Raw genomic sequence first — 16039 nt, 5'->3', positions numbered from 1 at the left:
CCGCGATGCGCGCTCAGAACAGTTTGTTGATCGTCATCGTGATCGCCTGGGTCTGGGTCCGCGCGGCGGCGGTGCCGACCATGGTGCCCTGGTTGGTGGTGCCGCCGGTGCCGTTCGGATTGGTGAACGGGCTCGCATAGTTCGCGGTGTTGTTTTCGGTCATGGCGAACATGTAGTTCACATCCACGAACCAGGTCGGATCGAGGAAGTAGGTGGCGCCGACCATGGCGGCGCCGCCGAGCACCCAGCTCTTGCTGGTCAGGTTGATCGGCGCGCCGGAGACGTCGGTGCGGTTGCCGTTGAGGTCGGCGAAGCCGATCAGGCCGTTGAGGTCGGTGCGGACCCGGGTCAGCGTCGGGCCGGCGCCGAGATAGACGAAGCCGCGGTCGAACGCATGGCCGATGAAGGGCACGAACGTCATCTTGTGATCGATATGAATCTGGTAGGACTGCACCAGCGCGTTGCCGGTGAACGGCACCACCGTGCTCGTGCCGGTCGGCGTGAACGATCCCACCTGCGGCAGCAGCGCCGCGCGGATGTTGGAACTGGCGCCGAGATAGCTGTAGCCGAACTTGGCGCCCCACAGCCAGTCGCTGCCGGAGAAACGGGAGAAGTAGCCGCCCTGCGCCGAGAAGGCGATCTGCGCACGGTCGTCCGGATACAGCGTCGCCGGGCCGGCGGCCGATCCCGAGGAGGTCAGCACGCCGTTGGTGAAGACGTCCGACGTCCCCACCGCGTAGACATTCTGGGTGCCGAAATCGAGCGTATTGGCGCTGCCGCCGATGCCGACGAAGAAGCCGGAGTGCGGCACCCACGAGGTCTCGGCCGGCGGCCGCCGCGGCGCCTTGACGGTCACATCGGCCGCTTGCGCGGCTCCGGCCGCGACCAGGCCGGCGAGCATTCCAGTCATGGTGATGTTGCGCATGTCGTTTCCCCCTTTGCGGCGGGGGCGAATCCCCGCTTGCAGCAGCCTAGGCAGAGCGGGGGAGGCGGGTCTGTGCCATTCCGCACAGTTCCGCCGCGTCCGAGACAAGTGACCTCTATCATCGCCAAAGGCGGCTTTGCGCTGCCGCGCGAGGACTACGACGAACTGCGCAACACGTTCGAGGAATTCAAGTCCGCCGATGACGAGCGCATCGCGCGGATCGAGCGCGGGCGCGGCGACGTGCTGCTGGAGGAGAAGGTCGATCGCATCAACCAGGCGCTCGATGCGCAGCAGCGCCGATCGCAAGCAGGCCCTCGGCGCCGTGAGCGCCGGTGTCGCGTTTCGCCGGAAACCTGAAAGGACCTAGTGCAACTCGTCGCGCGAAATCGGCAGGTGCAATTGCGCCGCGCGCTCCTCACGCTCGCGCTTGCGGAATTCACTTTCGCGCCGCTCGAAGGCGAGCATCTGTTCCTGCGCCTGCTGCAGGAACTGCTCGTATTTCGTCATCGGTGGTTGAGCGTGTTGCATCGCGTCGGCTCCGTGCCCTGTCATCATGCCGGGCGATAACACCAGACCCCGCCCGCGGGTTCACTGTTCCAGATCAAATTCGACGTCGCTCACGGCAAGTTTCGCAGCCCCAACGGCGCGCGTCAACGCGCCGGCGCGGCTCTCTTCGCGTGACCCCTGTTCCATCACCCCAATGACCCCCAATGGAGATCTGCCCATGAATTTCGACATCACCGATGCTGCCCCCGAACATAAAGCCGGTTTCCCGTCCGTTCCGCGCGACGACTATGACGAGTTGCGACACACCTTCGAGGAATTCAAGGCCGCCAATGACGAACGGCTGGCTGTTATCGAGCACAAGCGCGGCGACGTGCTGCTGGAGGAGAAAGTCGATCGCATCAACCGGGCGCTGGATGCGCAGCATCGGCGGCTCGATGATCTGGCGCTGCGCCAGGCGCGGCCCTCGATCGATGGCATCCGGCGGCAGCCGCGCGATGGCGTGGCGCGCGAGCACAAGAGTGCCTTCGATGCCTATGTGCGTGCCGGCGATGTCGATGGCCTGCGCCAGATCGAGACCAAGGCTATGTCGGTCGGCAGCAATGCGGACGGTGGCTATCTGGTGCCGGTGGAGCTCGAACACGCGATCAACCAGCGCGTGATGACGATCTCGCCGATCCGCAGCATCGCGTCGGTGCGCGAGATCTCCGGCAATGTCTACAAGAAGCCGTTCATGACCGCGGGGCCGGCGACGGGGTGGGTCGGCGAAACCGACGCGCGGACCCAGACGACGTCGGCGACATTCGACGCGCTGTCATTTCCGGCGATGGAGCTTTACGCCATGCCGGCTGCGACCGCGACGCTGCTCGATGATAGCGCAGTGGATCTCGACCAGTGGATCGCTTCCGAAGTCGAACTGGTCTTCGCCATGCAGGAAGGCGCGGCCTTCGTGGCAGGCGACGGCGTCAACAAGCCGAAGGGATTTCTCAGCTACACCACGGTGGCCAATACATCCTGGAGCTGGGGTAATCTCGGCAACATCGCCACCGGCGCGGCCGGCGCTTTCGCGGCATCGAACCCGTCCGACAGCCTGGTCGATCTGATCTACAGCCTGAAAGCGGGCTATCGCCAGAACGGCAGCTTCGTGATGAATCGCAAGACCCAGGCGACCATCCGCAAGTTCAAGGACTCCACCGGAGCCTATCTCTGGCAGCCACCGGCGCAGGCCGGAGGGCGCGCCACGCTGATGACGTTCCCGCTTGTGGAAGCGGAGGACATGCCGGACATCGCGGCAAATGCGCTCGCATTGGCCTTTGGCGATTTCCAGCGTGGTTATCTCATCGTCGACCGCGTTGGCGTCCGCGTGCTGCGCGATCCCTACAGCGCCAAACCTTATGTGCTGTTCTACACCACCAAGCGGGTGGGCGGCGGCGTGCAGGACTTTGATGCGATCAAGGTGTTGAAGTTTGCGGTGAGCTGAGAGATCGGCGATTGGCGCGGGCGACGTGCCGTCGTCCACCGCTTTCTCTTTTGTGGAGCATGATCCCTCGACAAACGAATTCGTTTGTCGGCGAAAACCGGAAAGCCACTTTTCGGGATCATGCTCTGTGGATCAGCAATAGCGGTAGTTGCAGCCAAATTGCTGGCGGCCCATGAGCAGTTCCTGGGGCACGCCATAGTGGCTGTAATAGTAGGACACCTGCGGCGGGCCGAAATAACGGTGAACCTGAAGCGGACCGGCGCCCTGGGGTGCATAGGTGATGATCTTGTCGAATGGCGGGGATTCAACGGCAAGGTAACGCCCGCGGCCCGCAAGCGGCGCCGGCTCCATCACTTTGCCATGGCCATAGCGCGGAGTGCCTGAGAGATCGGCGGCCGCTGCCGGCAGCGTCACAGCAAGGATGCAGGCGAAGGCGAGCGGGCGTAGCACGACGGGCATTCCTTCTGATCAGCGACCTACTGCGCGACAGCGATGGTGACGCATGGTTGCCCGAAAGAGCTTGTGTGAGGCTGATCTGACGTGCGCGGCGTGTATCGCAGACATGCCGGATGTCGCGGCGGGGTCGCTGTCGATCGCCTTCGGCGATTTCAAGCGCGGCTATCTAAGCGTAGATCGCCGAGGGGTGCGGGTGCTGCGCGATCCCACCAGCGCCAAGCCCTATGTGCTGTTCTACACGACCAAACGGGTTGGGGGCGGCGTGCAGGATTTCGAGGCGATCAAGCTGCTGAAGATGGCGGCGAGCTGAGGGGCGCGTTCAGTTCGATCTTGATTAATCGGAGCCGGCCCTTGGGCCGGCTTTTTGTTTGGCCTCACCAACGGTCGGAACAACTCGCATGGACCTGCGCGAGAACGTTTATCTGCGGCATCAGCTGCAGCGCTTCATGCGGCCCGATGCGGCGCGCTATTTGAATCCGCACGCTGCGCGATTTCTGAAGCGGGGAAGCGAGAAGGCCGATGTCTATCCGGCGCTGGCGCGAAAGTATGAAGGTCAGCCGCGAATTCCGGAGGGCGAGGAAGGCGGGGGGCAATTCACGTTCGGGACGAGTGGCTCGGAAAGACCTCGCGTCTATATCACTCGCAGGGAAGGCGTTGGAGACGCAGGACTAGGCGATGGAGAGGGCGACTCGGGTTCGGGCTTCGGGAATGATCTCGACAGTTTTCTATTGGCTGCAGCGGGTCCTCCAGGGATCGGACATAATCAGGGTCCTCCGCTTGGCGATCCGCCGAGAATTCCAGAAACGAAGCCTTCACGATCGCCTTCAACTTTCCTGCGGTCCGCCGCGAGTTGGATTGGCCGGGCGCTGGGTTTGGGTTTGGCAGTCGATGCATATTTCAGTGCGTTGAATGAGGTAGAGTGGATCAAGGAGAAAGCAGCCGAGATTGAGACTTATCGCGATCCGGCGCGAACGATGCAGGAGCTGCAGGACGCGGTTGATGAGCCCCGGCCGGGCACGGAGATTCATCATATTGCAGAGCGAACAGCGGCCGAGCGCTGGGGATTCCCGCGAAGTGAAATCGAGTCACGCGAAAATCTCGTGAGAATTCCGACGCTGAAGCACTATGATATCACAGGCTGGTATGGGCGGCAGAATGACAAATTTGGTGGCCTATCACCGCGGGAGTATCTGGCAGATAAGGGTCTGGAGGAACGCATGCGTGTCGGGCGCGAAGCTCTGATCCTGTATGAGGTGCTGAAACCATGACCACAAAAGCTCTAAAAAGCGTGCCAACAGAACAGCTCGCCGATGATTTCTTGGCCCTCGCGATAGCCAAAGGTGAGGCGATCATGGGTGATCAAACCGCTCAAGCGAACCGGCTTTACTGGAGGATTGATGCGGTGAGGAAAGAGCTGAAAGCGCGAGAGGGCGACCAGCGACGGTTCCTGGCGAGGTTCTACAGTCATCGCGACCCTCAGGTACGTATGGAAGCTGCAATGGCGACGCTCGCGATTTTTCCAGAACAGGCGCGTGAGGTCCTTCAATCGATCCGGGACCGGAAGGAATTCCCGCATGCCGGCGAGGCCGGATTGACGCTGCTCTATCTGGATCGTGGCGAATTCAAACCGGTATAACACTGACACTCCGCCAATCTGCGGAACCATTCTCCCGCTGCCGTCGTTACCTCCATTCACGCAAGCTTTGGGAGAACGACAATGAGACTGACCGAACGCGTCGCGTGTGCGGCCGTGATTGCCGTGCTGGGATCCTTTGCGGGATCGGCGGCCCAGGCTGACCAGACCTTCACAGGGGTTGTCACCATTCTCGATCGCACCACTAGCGAGGTGGTGATCAAGCAGGCGCCGGCTGGCGAGACCGTCGGCGCGAATACGCCGGGCGCGGTGGAGAAATTCAGGCTGCGCACGGTTCCGGAGTCGCTGCATGCCGGCGAGCGCGTCACGGTGACCTATACCGAGAGCAATGGCGTCAAGACGATCAGCAATGTGACCGAGAAGAAGGACTAGGCGATACGGGCGCGTGGGCTGCTGCCGCAGGGATACTGCTGCATGCGACCATGCGCCCGGAATTCCTGGTGCAGACAGGGTCAATCCTTCAGCACGAACTTCTTGCGGAGCTCCACGGCCACTTCGTCGGCGAGCTGCTGGGCATAGGTGGCGTGTTTCGGCGCGGTGATCACCATCGGCCGCCAACCGAGCAGGGCATCCCTGCGTACCGACACATAGACGCCGCCGACAACAATGCGCTGGGCGATCATTTCCTCAAGTTCGGCTTCGGTCTTTTCTTCTTTTCCCATAACCGGCTTCCCGTGATGCTTTGAAGCACCCCTCTAGCTAGGGAGGCGTTTCGGAAATGCAGTTCACAAGAATGAGAGACGCCACTATCACAATGTCGCAGGCAATGTTGTCGCGGGAAATGCTGTCGCATGAAAATGCTGTCGCAGTCTGAAGCCTCCGCAGCCGGCGCGCCGGTTTCGCGCGGCGCTCAGCAATAGCCGTAATAGCCGCAGCCATAGGGCGCGCGGCTGAAGATCGTCTCGGACGGGGTGCCGTAATAGTTGCGGTAATAATAGGAATTCGGCTTGCCGTAATAGCCGTGCACGATGGAGGAGATATCCACCTCCGGCGCATATTGCACGATCGGCTCTTCCATCGGCTTTTCGTCCTTGACCACCACCACGCGGCGGCTCTTCACCACCGGCTCGTCGAACAGGCGGCCGATGCGGCCCTGGCCGGCCATGTCAGCGGCCTGCGCGCCCGCGATCAGGGCAGCGGCTGAAATGGCCACGGAAACGGCAAGAGTGAGCAGGCGCAGCATGTCGGAGATCCCCATGATTCGCGGATCATAGCGGAGAACCTTTCACGGATCTTAACGACACCTGCCTTGCGCGGCGCTTGCTTGCACAGCGTTGCCTGAATGGCGCCTGCGATCAGAGCGGCGTGCCCCAGGCGCGCGCGGTCTGCAGGATCCAGTCGCGATACAGCGTCAGCGGCGTCACGCCGGTGAGGCCGCCGCAGCCGGCGGCGTTCTTCGCGCCGGTGGACCAGGACACCACGCCGATCACGATGTTGCGGCCATTTTGCTGCTGCAGCACGGGCCCGCCTGAATCGCCGGTGCAGGCGCCGAGGCCGTCGCGTGTGTTGTCGGTCGCGGGATCGACCAGTCTTATCTGCAATTTGCCGGGATGGCTGGTGGAGGTGAGCTGCGCGGCGCGCACGGTGCCGCCGCTCTTGCCGTCGCCGCGCGCGGCGACGCCGATGCCGGCCACGAGATAATTCTGCCCGGCGGCGAAGGGCTCGGTGGGCACGCCGAGCGGCAGCGCGGTCTTGCCGGGCAGTGGCTCGGCAAGCTGCAGCAGCGCCACATCGGCGCTGGCGCGATGCGCCTTGATGCCTTCCGCATTGAATTGCGGGTGATCGGCCACGCGCTTCACCGCCAGCAATTGCGGCTGCCGCTGGGCGTCATAGAGCACGATCTTGTAACTGGCGCCGGGCGTCACGCAATGCGCCGCCGACAGCACCAGGGTCGGCGCGATCAGTGCGCCCGAACAGAAATTGCCGCGCGAGCCGACAATGGTGATCACCGCGCGGCCGATCTCGTCATCGCGCACGCTGGCGCCGCCGACCAGGGCAGAGGCGGGAATTGAGATGAGCGACGCAAGCGCAATGCTGGCAATGGCGAGAGAGTGCCTGATAGCGCGAGTGCGCGGCGGCGTGCGGGAACCTGTCTGAATCATGGCGGGGATGTCAGCCCCGCGGACCCGCGATGTCAATTCCCTGATTGGTCACACGAGCCTCCCGGAGATCCCCATGTCCGCCATTCTGCTGGTGCCGCCGGCCAGCGAACCGCTGTCGCTTGCCGAGGCCAGACAATTTCTGCGTGTCGAGCACGCCGACGATGACGCGGTCATCACCGCGCTGATCGCCGCCGCCCGCGCGCATGTGGAAGCGCTCACACGCCGCGCGCTGCTGACGCAGACCTGGCGGTTCGTGCTGGACGCGTGGCCCGCGAATGGACGCATCGCACCGCGCATCGGCCCGCTGCAGACGCTGCTCGCCGCGCGGGTGTTCGATGCGAGTGGCGTCGCGCATGCGCTGGATGTGGAGAGTTTCGTCGTCGATAGCGCGGCGAATGTCGTCGCGGCGCCGTGCTGGGCCTTGCCCGCACCGGGGCGCCATGTCGCCGGCATCGAGCTCGACGTGATCTGCGGCTTCGGCGCACTCGCGAGCGACGTGCCTGCGGATCTCATTCATGCGCTGAAGATGCTGCTGGCGCACTGGTATGACAATCGCGGCCTCGCGGCGGTCGGCGGCGGCGCTGCGATGCAGCCGGCTGGTCTGCACGCGCTGATCGCGCCGTATCGGGGGCTGTCGCTATGATCGATCCTGGACGGTTGAAGACACGCCTGGTGATCGAGGCGCCCGATGAGGCCGATGACGGGCAGGGCGGCGTTACGCGCAGCTACAGCGCCGTCGCCACGGTCTGGGCCGCGGTGCTGCCGGCCCGCATGACGCACGCTGTCGAGGCCGATGCCGACGGCGCGCTGGTGCATCTGCGCATCGTCCTGCGCAGCGGTTTCGCGCTGACCCTGCGGCATCGCTTCATCGACGGCGCGAAAATCTATCGCATCACCGCACTGCGCGAGATCGATGAGCGCCGCTTCGTCGAGATCGACGCCGAGTGGCGCATCGACTGAACTGAATCTTACCCTCCCCTGAAGGGGGAGGGTCGTCACGTGCATAGCACGTGGCGGGGTGGGGTGAATGTTCATCGACGAGCTTGTGGCTTCACCCCACCCCGACGCTCGCTGACGCTTCGCATCGACCCTCCCCCTCCAGGGGAGGGTAAGCCAGAAGGATCATCTCATGCCCGCAGCCCAAGCTGCAGCTCACGTCGCCTTGCGCGCGGCGATTTTTGATGCGCTCAAGGCTGACACGGCGCTGGGCTTCGCGCTTGGCGGTCACCGCGTCTATGACGAGCCGCCGGCCAATGTGGCGTTTCCCTATGTCACGCTCGGCGATGCGCGCATCGTCGATGTCTCCGCCGATGACGGCGCCGTGCAGGAGCATCAGCTCACGCTGCATGCCTGGTCGCGGCAGGGCGGCCACAAGGAGGCGCATGTCATCACCGGCGCGCTGCTGCAGGCGCTGGACGACGCGCCGCTGACGCCTGATGGCCATCGGCTGGTCAATCTGCGCTTTGCCATCGCCGATATCCGGCGCGAGGCCGATGGCCGGACCTATACGCCGTGGTGCGGTTTCGCGCCGTCACCGAACCGCAGGATTGAAGGAACACGCGATGGGCGCACAGAAGGGCAAGGATCTGCTGATCAAGATCCATAACGGCACGACGTTCGTCACGGTGGCGGGACTGCGCAGCCGGCGCATCGCCTTCAATGCGGAGATCGTCGACATCACCCATGCGGAATCCGTCGATCGCTGGCGCGAGCTCTTGGCCGGCGCCGGCGTGCGGCGCGCATCGATCTCCGGCCGCGGATTGTTCAAGGACGGCGCCTCCGATGCGCTGGTGCGGCAGGCGTTTTTCGACGGCACCATTAACAATTGCCAGGTGACGGTGCCTGATTTCGGCACCATCACCGGTCTGTTCCAGATCGCCAGCCTCGAATTCGCCGGCGAGCACAATGGCGAAGTGAGTTTCGATCTCGCGCTCGAGTCTGCGGGCGCGCTGATATTTGCCGCGGTGTGACCCTTACCCTCCCCTGGAGGGGGAGGGTCGTCACGTGCGTAGCACGTGGCGGGGTGGGGTGAATGTTCATCGACGGTGCTTGTGGCTTCACCGCACCCCGTCCCGCATTGCGCTTCGCGCGCTCTCACCGACCCTCCCCCTTCAGGGGAGGGTAAGAACGGAGATCACCATGCCCAACAGATTGCGCGGCGAGATCGCCGCCGAACTCGGCGGACGCAGCCGCACGCTGGTGCTGACGCTCGGCGCGCTGGCGGAGCTCGAAAGCGCATTCGGCGCCGACGATCTCGCGGCACTCGCCGAACGTTTCGGCTCCGGGCGGATGTCGGCGCGCGATCTCATCCGCATCATCGGCGCCGGATTGCGTGGGGCGGGGGAGGCGATCAGGGACGACGAGGTTGCGGCCATGACGGTGCCGGGCGGCGCCGCAGGCTTTGTCGGCATCGCCGCCGAACTGATATCAGCGACCTTCACCGACACGCCGCAGGCCGCGCGATGACACAGCCCGCGCCATTTCCATGGGCCGAGGCGATGCAGTTCGGTTTCGGCGTGCTGCGGCTGTCGCCGGATGCGTTCTGGCGGATGACGCCGCGTGAGCTGGCGCATGCCATCGCGGCGGTGCGCGGCCCTGTATCCACGCCGATGGATCGCGGCGCGCTCGACGCATTGATGAAACAGTTTCCGGATTCCGGGGAGCCTTTGCATGAGTGACACCAGTGACCTCTCCGCGGCGTCCGGCACGCTCGACAGCATGACGGTGAAGACCGCCGGCCTGACATCAGCCGCGACGACATTCTCGAAAGTGATGACCCAGGCATTTTCGAGTTCGGTCGCATCGGGCCAGAAGTTCGACGACGTGCTGAAGTCGCTGGCGCTGAAGATGTCGGACCTGGCGACGAAATCGGCGCTGCAGGCCGGCGCGGGCGCGATGTCATCGAGCATTTCCTCGCTGGTCTCGAGCCTGTTCGGCGGCGCGGGCAAAGCTGGTGTCAGCAGTCCGGTGAAGGCGTTCGCGTCGGGCGGCGTGATCGGCACGCCCAGCTATTTCCCGATGCCCGGCGGCGGCACGGGTCTGGCCGGTGAATCCGGACCGGAAGTGATCATGCCGCTGCAACGTGCCGCGGATGGCAGCCTCGGCGTCGCCACGCAGGGCGGTGGCAACACCATCCATGTGCAGATCGCGACGCCGGATCTCGACGGCTTCCGTCGTTCGGAGAGCTATGTCACCGGCCAGATCGCGCGGGCGGTGGCGCGCGGACAGCGCAGTCTGTGATGGATAGTGTGCGATCTGCTTACCCTCCCCTGGAGGGGGAGGGTCGTCACGTGCGCAGCGCGTGACGACGTGGGGTGACTGTTTATCGACGGTACTTGTGGCTTTACCCCACCCCGTCTCTCATCGCGCTTCGCGCGCTGATCGTCGACCCTCCCCCTCCAGGGAAGGGTGAAGGAAGAGTCTCATGACAGCCTTTCACGAGATCCTGTTTCCGCTCGATATCGCGCTGAAAAGCGCAGGCGGGCCGGAGCGACGCACCGAGATCGTGTCGTTCGGCTCAGGCCGAGAGGAGCGCAACGCACGCTGGGCGCATTCGCGGCGCCGCTACGATGCAGGCTACGGCATCAAGACGCTGGCGGCGCTGCAGAGCGTGGTGGCGTTCTTCGAGGAGCGGCGGGGACGGCTGCACGGCTTTCGCTGGCGTGACAGGCTCGATCAGACGTCGAACATATCGGGCGAAGCGATCTCGCCCCGCGATCAGGGCATCGGCATCGGCGACGGTGCGACCGCCTCGTTTCAATTGATGAAGACCTATGGCAGCGCTTTTGCGCCATATCAGCGGCTGATCGCCAAGCCCGTCGACGGCAGCGTGCGCATTGCCGTTGGCGGCGACGAGATCGTGGGCAGTGCCTTCAGCTGCGATGTGACGACGGGTCTCGTGACATTCGCCAGCGGACATATTCCTGGGGCGGGTGCCGCGATCACCGCCGGCTTCCAGTTCGATGTGCCGGTCCGTTTCGATACCGACTATCTCGAAGTCGATCTGTCGGCCTTTGCCGCCTGTGCAATCCCGAAAATTCCGTTGGTGGAGATCAGAATTTAGCAGGCGCATCGGTCGTGAGGGGGGCGGACTATCAGTCGGTCGTCTCGCCGTGCAGTTCGAGCTTGTAGCTGTCGGTGTTCTCGAAATTGACCGTGACCTTCTTGCCCTCGAAAGCCAGCGTCCAGGACTGCATTTCGCTGTGGCCGAGAATACGGCGCTCGACGACAAAAGTATTGGCGTTCGTCCATCGTCCGCGGACCGCATCGACACCGTAGCTGACGGGAGAACCGGTCCGGAAGTTGCCGTCAAGTCCAAGTGGACCGGTGAAGCGGCGGGTCTGCTCGGGCTTGCCGGTGACGGTGGTGATCTCCCACAACGGGCTGTCGCCGACCAGGTTCAGGCTGAACGTCCCGACCCGGATTGCATTGTTGGTGAAGCGGTAGGTCTTGCCGGAGACGTCTTTGGCCAGATCCGGCGTCAGGCCGAGCGGCGACGGCCGCGGCGTTGCCGCGTTGCGGATCGATGCGGCCAGCAGGGCCTGCGCAATGGGATCGTCGGGCAGGGCGCTCTCGGATTTCACTGCGCCGGCGATGTCGTCGATCAGACGGCGGGTCGGATAGAATTCATCCTTGCGCATGCTGCCGGTCAACACGGCGACAATATCGAGCTTCGGCAAAACCATGATCAGCTGCGAGTGCAGACCACGCGCCATATAGGCGCCTTTCTCAGGGATCGACCACCACAGATTGGCGTAATGATTGTCGGCAGTTGCGACGATCTTGCCCTCGGCCGCGCGATCGACCCATGACGGCGGAATGATCTCGCGGCCTTCCCAGACACCGTTTTGCAGATAGAGATAGCCGATCTTTGCCATGTCATGCGGCGGGATATAGAGCCCGGCTTCGCCATCGGTCACGCCCTGTGCGTCGGGGCGGCCCCAGTCGATGTCGGTAATGCCCAGCGGCCCGAACAATTCGCGCTTGGCGAATTCGAGTGCGTTCTGTCCCGTCTTCTTGTTGATCAGCGCGGAGAGCAGATAGGGATTGCCGCTGTTGTAATAGAACCGCTCGCCCGGCGCCCGGCTCATCTCCTGGCCGAGCACGAATTCGGTCGGATTTTTGCTGCGATACATCCGGTCAAGCGTTTCGTCGGATGTATAGGCTTCCTCCTTCCAGGCGATGCCGGAAGTCATGTCGAGGAGATGCTGGATCGTAATGGCCTTCTTGCGATAATCCAGTTTGTCGATCTGATTGTCGGCGAACAGATCGACGACCGGGTGATCGACACTGTCGAGTATCCCGTTTTTCAATGCGATGGCGATCAGCGTCCCGGTGACGCTCTTGGTCACCGAGCGCAGATCGTGGCGCAGGCCGGCGACATAAGGCGCGTAATAGGCATCGGCGACCAGTTTGCCATGGCGCACGATCAACAGGCTGTCCTGCTGGCGTGCGCCGACGGTATCGATCAATTGGGCGAGCCTGCCGGAATCCATCCCTTGCGATTCCGGCGTTGCGACCTGCCAGCCCTTGGTCGGCCATGGCGCCGTCGTCGCCGGCGTTTCGTCCGGCGCACCTGCTGCGCGAATGACGGTCGCGGGAGTAACGATCAGTGTGACGATTGCCGCGAGCACGGCGATCCCGGCAAGGCGTTGTCGCAGCATCCGTCCGCTCCCTGTGCCCGGTCTGTTGCATGCCGGTACTGTGAGAACAATTAGAGCGCGAAGGATGGTCGCGCGCAACGACGACGTTTCAGGATTCAACCATGCGCAGCATCCCGCCCGCACTTCAGGCCAGGCTCGATTCGGGCGTCACCACACTGGCGCAGGTCTGGAAATTGACGCGGCGCGATGGCGTCATTGCGGGCTTCACCGATCATGACTGCGATCTCGTCATCGGCGGCGTCACCTATCGCGCCGGCACCGGGCTCGCCGCGTCGGAAGCCACGAGCCGTTTTGACCTGTCGGTGGACGGCGGCGATATCGCCGGTGCACTGGACGACGACATCCTCACCGACGCGGATCTCGCGGCGGGGCGCTACGATGCCGCGCAGGTGGAGACCTGGCTGGTGGACTGGAGCGACACATCACTTCGCGTGCTCACGGCACGCGGCACGCTAGGCGAAGTGAAGCGCGAAGGCTCTGCATTCATCGCCGAATTGCGCGGGCTTGCGGCGCTGCTGTCGCAGGAGAGCGGGCGGCTTTATACGGCGCGGTGCAGCGCCGATCTCGGCGACGGAAAATGCCGCATCAATCTCGCAGGCTGGCAAGGCACTGGTGCGGTCGAGGCGCTCGAGGGCGTGTCGATGTTTTCCGCGAGTGGCCTCGGTGCCTTCGCAGATGATCTGTTCACCGCGGGGCGTCTGACATGGACGAGCGGCGGCAATGCCGGGCTCGCCATGGAAGTGAAGCAGCATCGCGTTACGCCGGGCCATGTGCGGCTGTCGCTGTGGCAGGCTATGGCGGAGCCGATCGCTATCGGTGATGCATTCACCGTCACGGCCGGCTGCGACAAGACGCTGGCGACCTGCCGCGATCGCTTCGGCAATGTCGATAATTTCCGCGGCTTTCCCGATATCCCCGGCAACGATTTCGTCATGAGCTATCCGACGCCCGGGATGGGTGGGGGATAAGTGGGTTAGCGAGTGGCCGATATGCGCGAGCTCACCGCGAATGTCACCCGCAGCTATTGTGGAGAAAGTTTCGGTTTCGATCAGGAGGGCGTTTCGGGCAGAGCCCGGCGTCATACATTGTTGCTCACTTGCCGCCAGTGACATCGAGGAACGTGCCGGTGACGAAGGACGCCTCGGCGCTTGCCAGCCACAGGATCGCCCGCGCAACCTCTTCAGGCTGACCGCCTCTACCCATCGGGATCGAGTCCTTGACGCGATCCACTCGTCCCGGCTCTCCGCCGCTGGCATGCATGTCAGTGTAGATGTGCCCCGGGCGAATGCAGTTGACGCGTATCCCATCCCGCGCGACTTCCTTGGCGAAGCCGGTCGTGAATGTCTCGACGGCACCCTTCGACGCAGCATAGTCGACATATTCGCCGGGGCTGCCGAGCCGGGCCGAAGCCGACGAGATGTTGATCACGGAACCGCCCCGCCCGTTGTGGCGATACGACATCCGCTTCGCGGCTTGCTGTGCGCAAAGGATAGGACCGATCGCGTTGACCGCGAAGATGCGCTGCATCCGCTCGAATCCGAGATCCTCCAGCCGGGACTGTCGCGCGAGCATCGCGGCGTTGTTGACCAACACATCGATCCGGCCGAACTTTCGGTCGATCGCGGCGAATAATTGAGCGACCTGTTCAGGCTCCGCACTATCCGCGCGGACCGTCAAAGCCCGACGCCCAATAGCTTCGACATCAGCCGCCACAGCAAGGGCGGCAGACTCGTTGGCGACAAAGCTGATCGCGACATCGTAACCTTGCGTGGCAGCAAGCCGCGCCGTCGCGGCGCCTACGCCACGACTTCCACCCGTTATCAGAATGAGCGGCGTTTGCGAGACTGTATCCATCTAACGAACCTTCATGTGATGGTGAAATGATAATCTAGGGCTGTCCGGATGAGTGCGATGCCAAATTGATTTCGACGTCATCGCTCAGATGCCTTGAGAGTGCGATCATGAACGGGCAGATCGCCAGCGCCGTCATTGCGGTCGCGGCCGTTGCCATTGCAGGTCCGAACGCGTCGCCCAGAAAACCATAGAGAACCGGGGCACTGGCGCCCGCGCCGATGGTGCCGGTATAAAACAAAGCGAATGCACGCTCCGTGCGATCGGCTGGAGTTATTTCGGGGACCGTTCCATACAGCACCGATGACGTGCCGTTGAGCATCACCCCCAGCGCCGGCAGAACGACGATAACCGGGATGAGTGGCAGGACCAGAACGCCGAGGATCAGAAGCGCAGTGGCAACTTCGGTGAAGAGAACGGTGCGCCGGGTGCCGATCCTGTCGCCAAGCCAGCCGCAAGCGAACTTGCCGGCGGCTCCGCCGATGAAGAGAAGTGCCAGAGCAAAACCGCTGATGGGAAGCGAGGCTCCTTTTTCAATCAGGAGAAATGGCAGAAAGGTGAGAAAGCCCATTCTGACGGCGCTATCGAGCATTCCGATCGCCAGGAGCCAATAGAATCCGCCCCGACTTCGACCGCTCTTGCTGGATCGTTCCTTCGCATCTGCTGCATGCCCGATGCCCACGGCCGGCATCCACACCGCCATGGCGACAGACACGGCGATGCCGGCGATAGCGAGCGTAAATACGGCATGGCGCCAGGCGATGGTGACAAGCAGCAGAGACATGAGCGCCGGGATGGCCGCCTTTCCGAGATCGCCTGTGAAATTGTAGATGCCGAGCGGCCTGCGCGCAGCACGCCCATAAGCCCGTGAAACGGCGGCGGACGCCAAAGGGTGTTGGGTGCTCGAGCCTGCGCCTGCCAATGCGAGCGCAAAGCTCAGTCCGACGATGCCACCGGAGATGCCCGCGAGAGCGTAGCCCAACGCTGACAGCGCCGTGCCGCAGCAGAGAATGAGTTTGGCATCGACCCGCTCCGCCAGACGCCCTGCCGGAATCTGCAGACATGCCATGGTGCCGGAATAAAGACCGCGAAAGATCGCAAGGACGCTATAGCTCAGCGCAAACTCGGTCTGCCAGATCGGCAGCAATACATAGATCGCGTCCGTGAAGCCGTCGTGCAAAGCGTGGTTGAGCCCAGTCAGCGCAAGCGTTCGTGCGGCGCGTGTCCGGTTTGCAGGAGCCATAGTGGTCGTGGTCTCGTGGTGGGTCATGTGCTGTTTCTTGGGTCTTCCGGCGCACGCGCTGCAATCGCAGAAAATCTGAAGGCTGGTGCGCTAGAGCTGGTGTCTGGCGTGCAAAGCGCTGCTAAAGTCACTCTGAACTAGACTTCAGGCTGTCACAAATC

The 16039-nt window shown here is 63.4% G+C and carries 22 protein-coding genes and 2 pseudogenes; 15 read left to right on the top strand and 9 right to left on the bottom strand.

Translation table 11 applies throughout. The features are described 5' to 3' along the window. Positions 1-13: 13 nt before the first annotated feature. Positions 14-925 (bottom strand): outer membrane protein, encoded by a 912-nt coding sequence (locus tag AB8A23_RS23905; RefSeq protein ID WP_439058004.1) that lies wholly within the window; start codon positions 923-925, stop codon positions 14-16. A gap of 108 nt (positions 926-1033) precedes the next feature. Here AB8A23_RS23905 and AB8A23_RS23900 point away from each other — a divergent pair, with 108 nt between their 5' ends. Continuing rightward, positions 1034-1282, top strand: coding sequence for a hypothetical protein (locus tag AB8A23_RS23900; protein ID WP_439058006.1), 249 nt, complete (start codon positions 1034-1036; stop codon positions 1280-1282). Positions 1283-1288: 6 nt separating this feature from the next. Here AB8A23_RS23900 and AB8A23_RS23895 read toward each other — a convergent pair whose 3' ends face one another. After that, the gene (locus tag AB8A23_RS23895; RefSeq protein ID WP_231077343.1) at positions 1289-1453 is read right to left on the bottom strand and encodes a hypothetical protein; all 165 of its coding nucleotides are present in this window, start codon (positions 1451-1453) and stop codon (positions 1289-1291) included. A gap of 196 nt (positions 1454-1649) precedes the next feature. Here AB8A23_RS23895 and AB8A23_RS23890 point away from each other — a divergent pair, with 196 nt between their 5' ends. Continuing rightward, entirely contained in the window at positions 1650-2909 is a 1260-nt protein-coding gene (locus AB8A23_RS23890) for a phage major capsid protein (protein WP_439058008.1), read from the top strand. Between the two features lie 132 nt (positions 2910-3041). Here AB8A23_RS23890 and AB8A23_RS23885 read toward each other — a convergent pair whose 3' ends face one another. After that, complete coding sequence (locus AB8A23_RS23885) at positions 3042-3359, bottom strand: hypothetical protein (RefSeq protein ID WP_439058010.1); 318 nt, start codon at positions 3357-3359, stop codon at positions 3042-3044. A gap of 109 nt (positions 3360-3468) precedes the next feature. Here AB8A23_RS23885 and AB8A23_RS23880 point away from each other — a divergent pair. The 4 genes and pseudogenes from AB8A23_RS23880 to AB8A23_RS23865 form a co-directional block, all read left to right on the top strand. After that, positions 3469-3675: pseudogene (locus tag AB8A23_RS23880) on the top strand (phage major capsid protein); the annotation flags it as partial. Between the two features lie 88 nt (positions 3676-3763). Then, entirely contained in the window at positions 3764-4633 is an 870-nt protein-coding gene (locus tag AB8A23_RS23875) for a hypothetical protein (protein WP_439058012.1), read from the top strand. Further along, the gene (locus AB8A23_RS23870) at positions 4630-5001 is read left to right on the top strand and encodes a DUF2019 domain-containing protein (RefSeq protein ID WP_439058014.1); all 372 of its coding nucleotides are present in this window, start codon (positions 4630-4632) and stop codon (positions 4999-5001) included. Before AB8A23_RS23875 ends, AB8A23_RS23870 begins: the two co-directional genes overlap by 4 nt. 81 nt (positions 5002-5082) lie before the next feature. Then, a complete protein-coding gene (locus AB8A23_RS23865; protein WP_184515533.1) occupies positions 5083-5391 on the top strand; it encodes a hypothetical protein in 309 nt (102 codons plus the stop codon). Between the two features lie 80 nt (positions 5392-5471). Here AB8A23_RS23865 and AB8A23_RS23860 read toward each other — a convergent pair whose 3' ends face one another. The 3 genes from AB8A23_RS23860 to AB8A23_RS23850 form a co-directional block, all read right to left on the bottom strand. Continuing rightward, positions 5472-5681: a hypothetical protein gene (locus AB8A23_RS23860; protein WP_089267048.1), complete on the bottom strand. Its 210-nt coding sequence runs from the start codon at positions 5679-5681 to the stop codon at positions 5472-5474. Between the two features lie 188 nt (positions 5682-5869). Beyond that, positions 5870-6217, bottom strand: coding sequence for a hypothetical protein (locus AB8A23_RS23855; RefSeq protein WP_439058017.1), 348 nt, complete (start codon positions 6215-6217; stop codon positions 5870-5872). A gap of 97 nt (positions 6218-6314) precedes the next feature. Next, complete coding sequence (locus AB8A23_RS23850; RefSeq protein WP_439058019.1) at positions 6315-7121, bottom strand: S1 family peptidase; 807 nt, start codon at positions 7119-7121, stop codon at positions 6315-6317. A 73-nt stretch (positions 7122-7194) separates the two neighbouring features. Here AB8A23_RS23850 and AB8A23_RS23845 point away from each other — a divergent pair, with 73 nt between their 5' ends. From AB8A23_RS23845 to AB8A23_RS23810, 8 genes and pseudogenes are all read left to right on the top strand, one after another. Then, positions 7195-7764: a head-tail connector protein gene (locus AB8A23_RS23845; protein ID WP_439058021.1), complete on the top strand. Its 570-nt coding sequence runs from the start codon at positions 7195-7197 to the stop codon at positions 7762-7764. Continuing rightward, a complete protein-coding gene (locus tag AB8A23_RS23840) occupies positions 7761-8081 on the top strand; it encodes a head-tail adaptor protein (RefSeq protein ID WP_439058023.1) in 321 nt (106 codons plus the stop codon). The genes AB8A23_RS23845 and AB8A23_RS23840 overlap by 4 nt, the downstream gene beginning before the upstream one ends. Positions 8082-8250: 169 nt before the next feature. Then, positions 8251-8672, top strand: a pseudogene (locus AB8A23_RS23835) (DUF3168 domain-containing protein). A gap of 11 nt (positions 8673-8683) precedes the next feature. Then, positions 8684-9091, top strand: coding sequence for a phage major tail protein, TP901-1 family (locus AB8A23_RS23830; RefSeq protein WP_439058025.1), 408 nt, complete (start codon positions 8684-8686; stop codon positions 9089-9091). 169 nt (positions 9092-9260) lie between these two features. Continuing rightward, the gene (locus tag AB8A23_RS23825; protein ID WP_439058027.1) at positions 9261-9587 is read left to right on the top strand and encodes a gene transfer agent family protein; all 327 of its coding nucleotides are present in this window, start codon (positions 9261-9263) and stop codon (positions 9585-9587) included. Further along, positions 9584-9799, top strand: coding sequence for a rcc01693 family protein (locus tag AB8A23_RS23820; RefSeq protein ID WP_439058028.1), 216 nt, complete (start codon positions 9584-9586; stop codon positions 9797-9799). Before AB8A23_RS23825 ends, AB8A23_RS23820 begins: the two co-directional genes overlap by 4 nt. Beyond that, positions 9792-10361: a phage tail tape measure protein gene (locus AB8A23_RS23815; protein WP_439058030.1), complete on the top strand. Its 570-nt coding sequence runs from the start codon at positions 9792-9794 to the stop codon at positions 10359-10361. Before AB8A23_RS23820 ends, AB8A23_RS23815 begins: the two co-directional genes overlap by 8 nt. A gap of 184 nt (positions 10362-10545) precedes the next feature. Further along, the gene (locus tag AB8A23_RS23810) at positions 10546-11184 is read left to right on the top strand and encodes a phage distal tail protein, Rcc01695 family (RefSeq protein ID WP_439058031.1); all 639 of its coding nucleotides are present in this window, start codon (positions 10546-10548) and stop codon (positions 11182-11184) included. Positions 11185-11215: 31 nt separating this feature from the next. On the opposite strand, the gene AB8A23_RS23805 is transcribed toward AB8A23_RS23810, so the two are convergent. Further along, complete coding sequence (locus AB8A23_RS23805) at positions 11216-12784, bottom strand: serine hydrolase domain-containing protein (protein WP_439058032.1); 1569 nt, start codon at positions 12782-12784, stop codon at positions 11216-11218. 101 nt (positions 12785-12885) lie between these two features. Here AB8A23_RS23805 and AB8A23_RS23800 point away from each other — a divergent pair, with 101 nt between their 5' ends. Next, the gene (locus tag AB8A23_RS23800) at positions 12886-13752 is read left to right on the top strand and encodes a DUF2163 domain-containing protein (RefSeq protein ID WP_439058033.1); all 867 of its coding nucleotides are present in this window, start codon (positions 12886-12888) and stop codon (positions 13750-13752) included. Between the two features lie 124 nt (positions 13753-13876). Here AB8A23_RS23800 and AB8A23_RS23795 read toward each other — a convergent pair whose 3' ends face one another. Beyond that, positions 13877-14638, bottom strand: coding sequence for an SDR family oxidoreductase (locus AB8A23_RS23795; RefSeq protein ID WP_439058034.1), 762 nt, complete (start codon positions 14636-14638; stop codon positions 13877-13879). A gap of 34 nt (positions 14639-14672) precedes the next feature. After that, positions 14673-15905, bottom strand: coding sequence for an MFS transporter (locus tag AB8A23_RS23790; protein ID WP_439058035.1), 1233 nt, complete (start codon positions 15903-15905; stop codon positions 14673-14675). Between the last annotated feature and the right edge of the window lie 134 nt (positions 15906-16039).

The sequence above is a fragment of the Tardiphaga sp. 619_E2_N8_4 genome (genome assembly GCF_051810905.1).
Taxonomy (GTDB): Bacteria; Pseudomonadota; Alphaproteobacteria; order Rhizobiales; family Xanthobacteraceae; genus Tardiphaga; species Tardiphaga robiniae.
The sequence above is the reverse complement of the archived record's forward strand: the minus strand, read 5'-3'. Positions and strand labels throughout refer to the sequence as shown.

Bases quoted from the DNA above. Each gene is read 5' to 3' on its own strand.
- AB8A23_RS23870 (WP_439058014.1), top strand. From the start codon at position 4,630: ATGACCACAAAAGCTCTAAAAAGCGTGCCAACAGAACAGCTCGCCGAT.
- AB8A23_RS23805 (WP_439058032.1), bottom strand. From the start codon at position 12,784: ATGCTGCGACAACGCCTTGCCGGGATCGCCGTGCTCGCGGCAATCGTC.
- AB8A23_RS23905 (WP_439058004.1), bottom strand. From the start codon at position 925: ATGCGCAACATCACCATGACTGGAATGCTCGCCGGCCTGGTCGCGGCC.
- AB8A23_RS23825 (WP_439058027.1), top strand. From the start codon at position 9,261: ATGCCCAACAGATTGCGCGGCGAGATCGCCGCCGAACTCGGCGGACGC.
- AB8A23_RS23890 (WP_439058008.1), top strand. From the start codon at position 1,650: ATGAATTTCGACATCACCGATGCTGCCCCCGAACATAAAGCCGGTTTC.
- AB8A23_RS23855 (WP_439058017.1), bottom strand. From the start codon at position 6,217: ATGGGGATCTCCGACATGCTGCGCCTGCTCACTCTTGCCGTTTCCGTG.
- AB8A23_RS23795 (WP_439058034.1), bottom strand. From the start codon at position 14,638: ATGGATACAGTCTCGCAAACGCCGCTCATTCTGATAACGGGTGGAAGT.
- AB8A23_RS23800 (WP_439058033.1), top strand. From the start codon at position 12,886: ATGCGCAGCATCCCGCCCGCACTTCAGGCCAGGCTCGATTCGGGCGTC.
- AB8A23_RS23845 (WP_439058021.1), top strand. From the start codon at position 7,195: ATGTCCGCCATTCTGCTGGTGCCGCCGGCCAGCGAACCGCTGTCGCTT.
- AB8A23_RS23815 (WP_439058030.1), top strand. From the start codon at position 9,792: ATGAGTGACACCAGTGACCTCTCCGCGGCGTCCGGCACGCTCGACAGC.
- AB8A23_RS23840 (WP_439058023.1), top strand. From the start codon at position 7,761: ATGATCGATCCTGGACGGTTGAAGACACGCCTGGTGATCGAGGCGCCC.
- AB8A23_RS23865 (WP_184515533.1), top strand. From the start codon at position 5,083: ATGAGACTGACCGAACGCGTCGCGTGTGCGGCCGTGATTGCCGTGCTG.
- AB8A23_RS23790 (WP_439058035.1), bottom strand. From the start codon at position 15,905: ATGACCCACCACGAGACCACGACCACTATGGCTCCTGCAAACCGGACA.
- AB8A23_RS23850 (WP_439058019.1), bottom strand. From the start codon at position 7,121: ATGATTCAGACAGGTTCCCGCACGCCGCCGCGCACTCGCGCTATCAGG.
- AB8A23_RS23830 (WP_439058025.1), top strand. From the start codon at position 8,684: ATGGGCGCACAGAAGGGCAAGGATCTGCTGATCAAGATCCATAACGGC.
- AB8A23_RS23810 (WP_439058031.1), top strand. From the start codon at position 10,546: ATGACAGCCTTTCACGAGATCCTGTTTCCGCTCGATATCGCGCTGAAA.
- AB8A23_RS23875 (WP_439058012.1), top strand. From the start codon at position 3,764: ATGGACCTGCGCGAGAACGTTTATCTGCGGCATCAGCTGCAGCGCTTC.
- AB8A23_RS23895 (WP_231077343.1), bottom strand. From the start codon at position 1,453: ATGCAACACGCTCAACCACCGATGACGAAATACGAGCAGTTCCTGCAG.
- AB8A23_RS23820 (WP_439058028.1), top strand. From the start codon at position 9,584: ATGACACAGCCCGCGCCATTTCCATGGGCCGAGGCGATGCAGTTCGGT.
- AB8A23_RS23860 (WP_089267048.1), bottom strand. From the start codon at position 5,681: ATGGGAAAAGAAGAAAAGACCGAAGCCGAACTTGAGGAAATGATCGCC.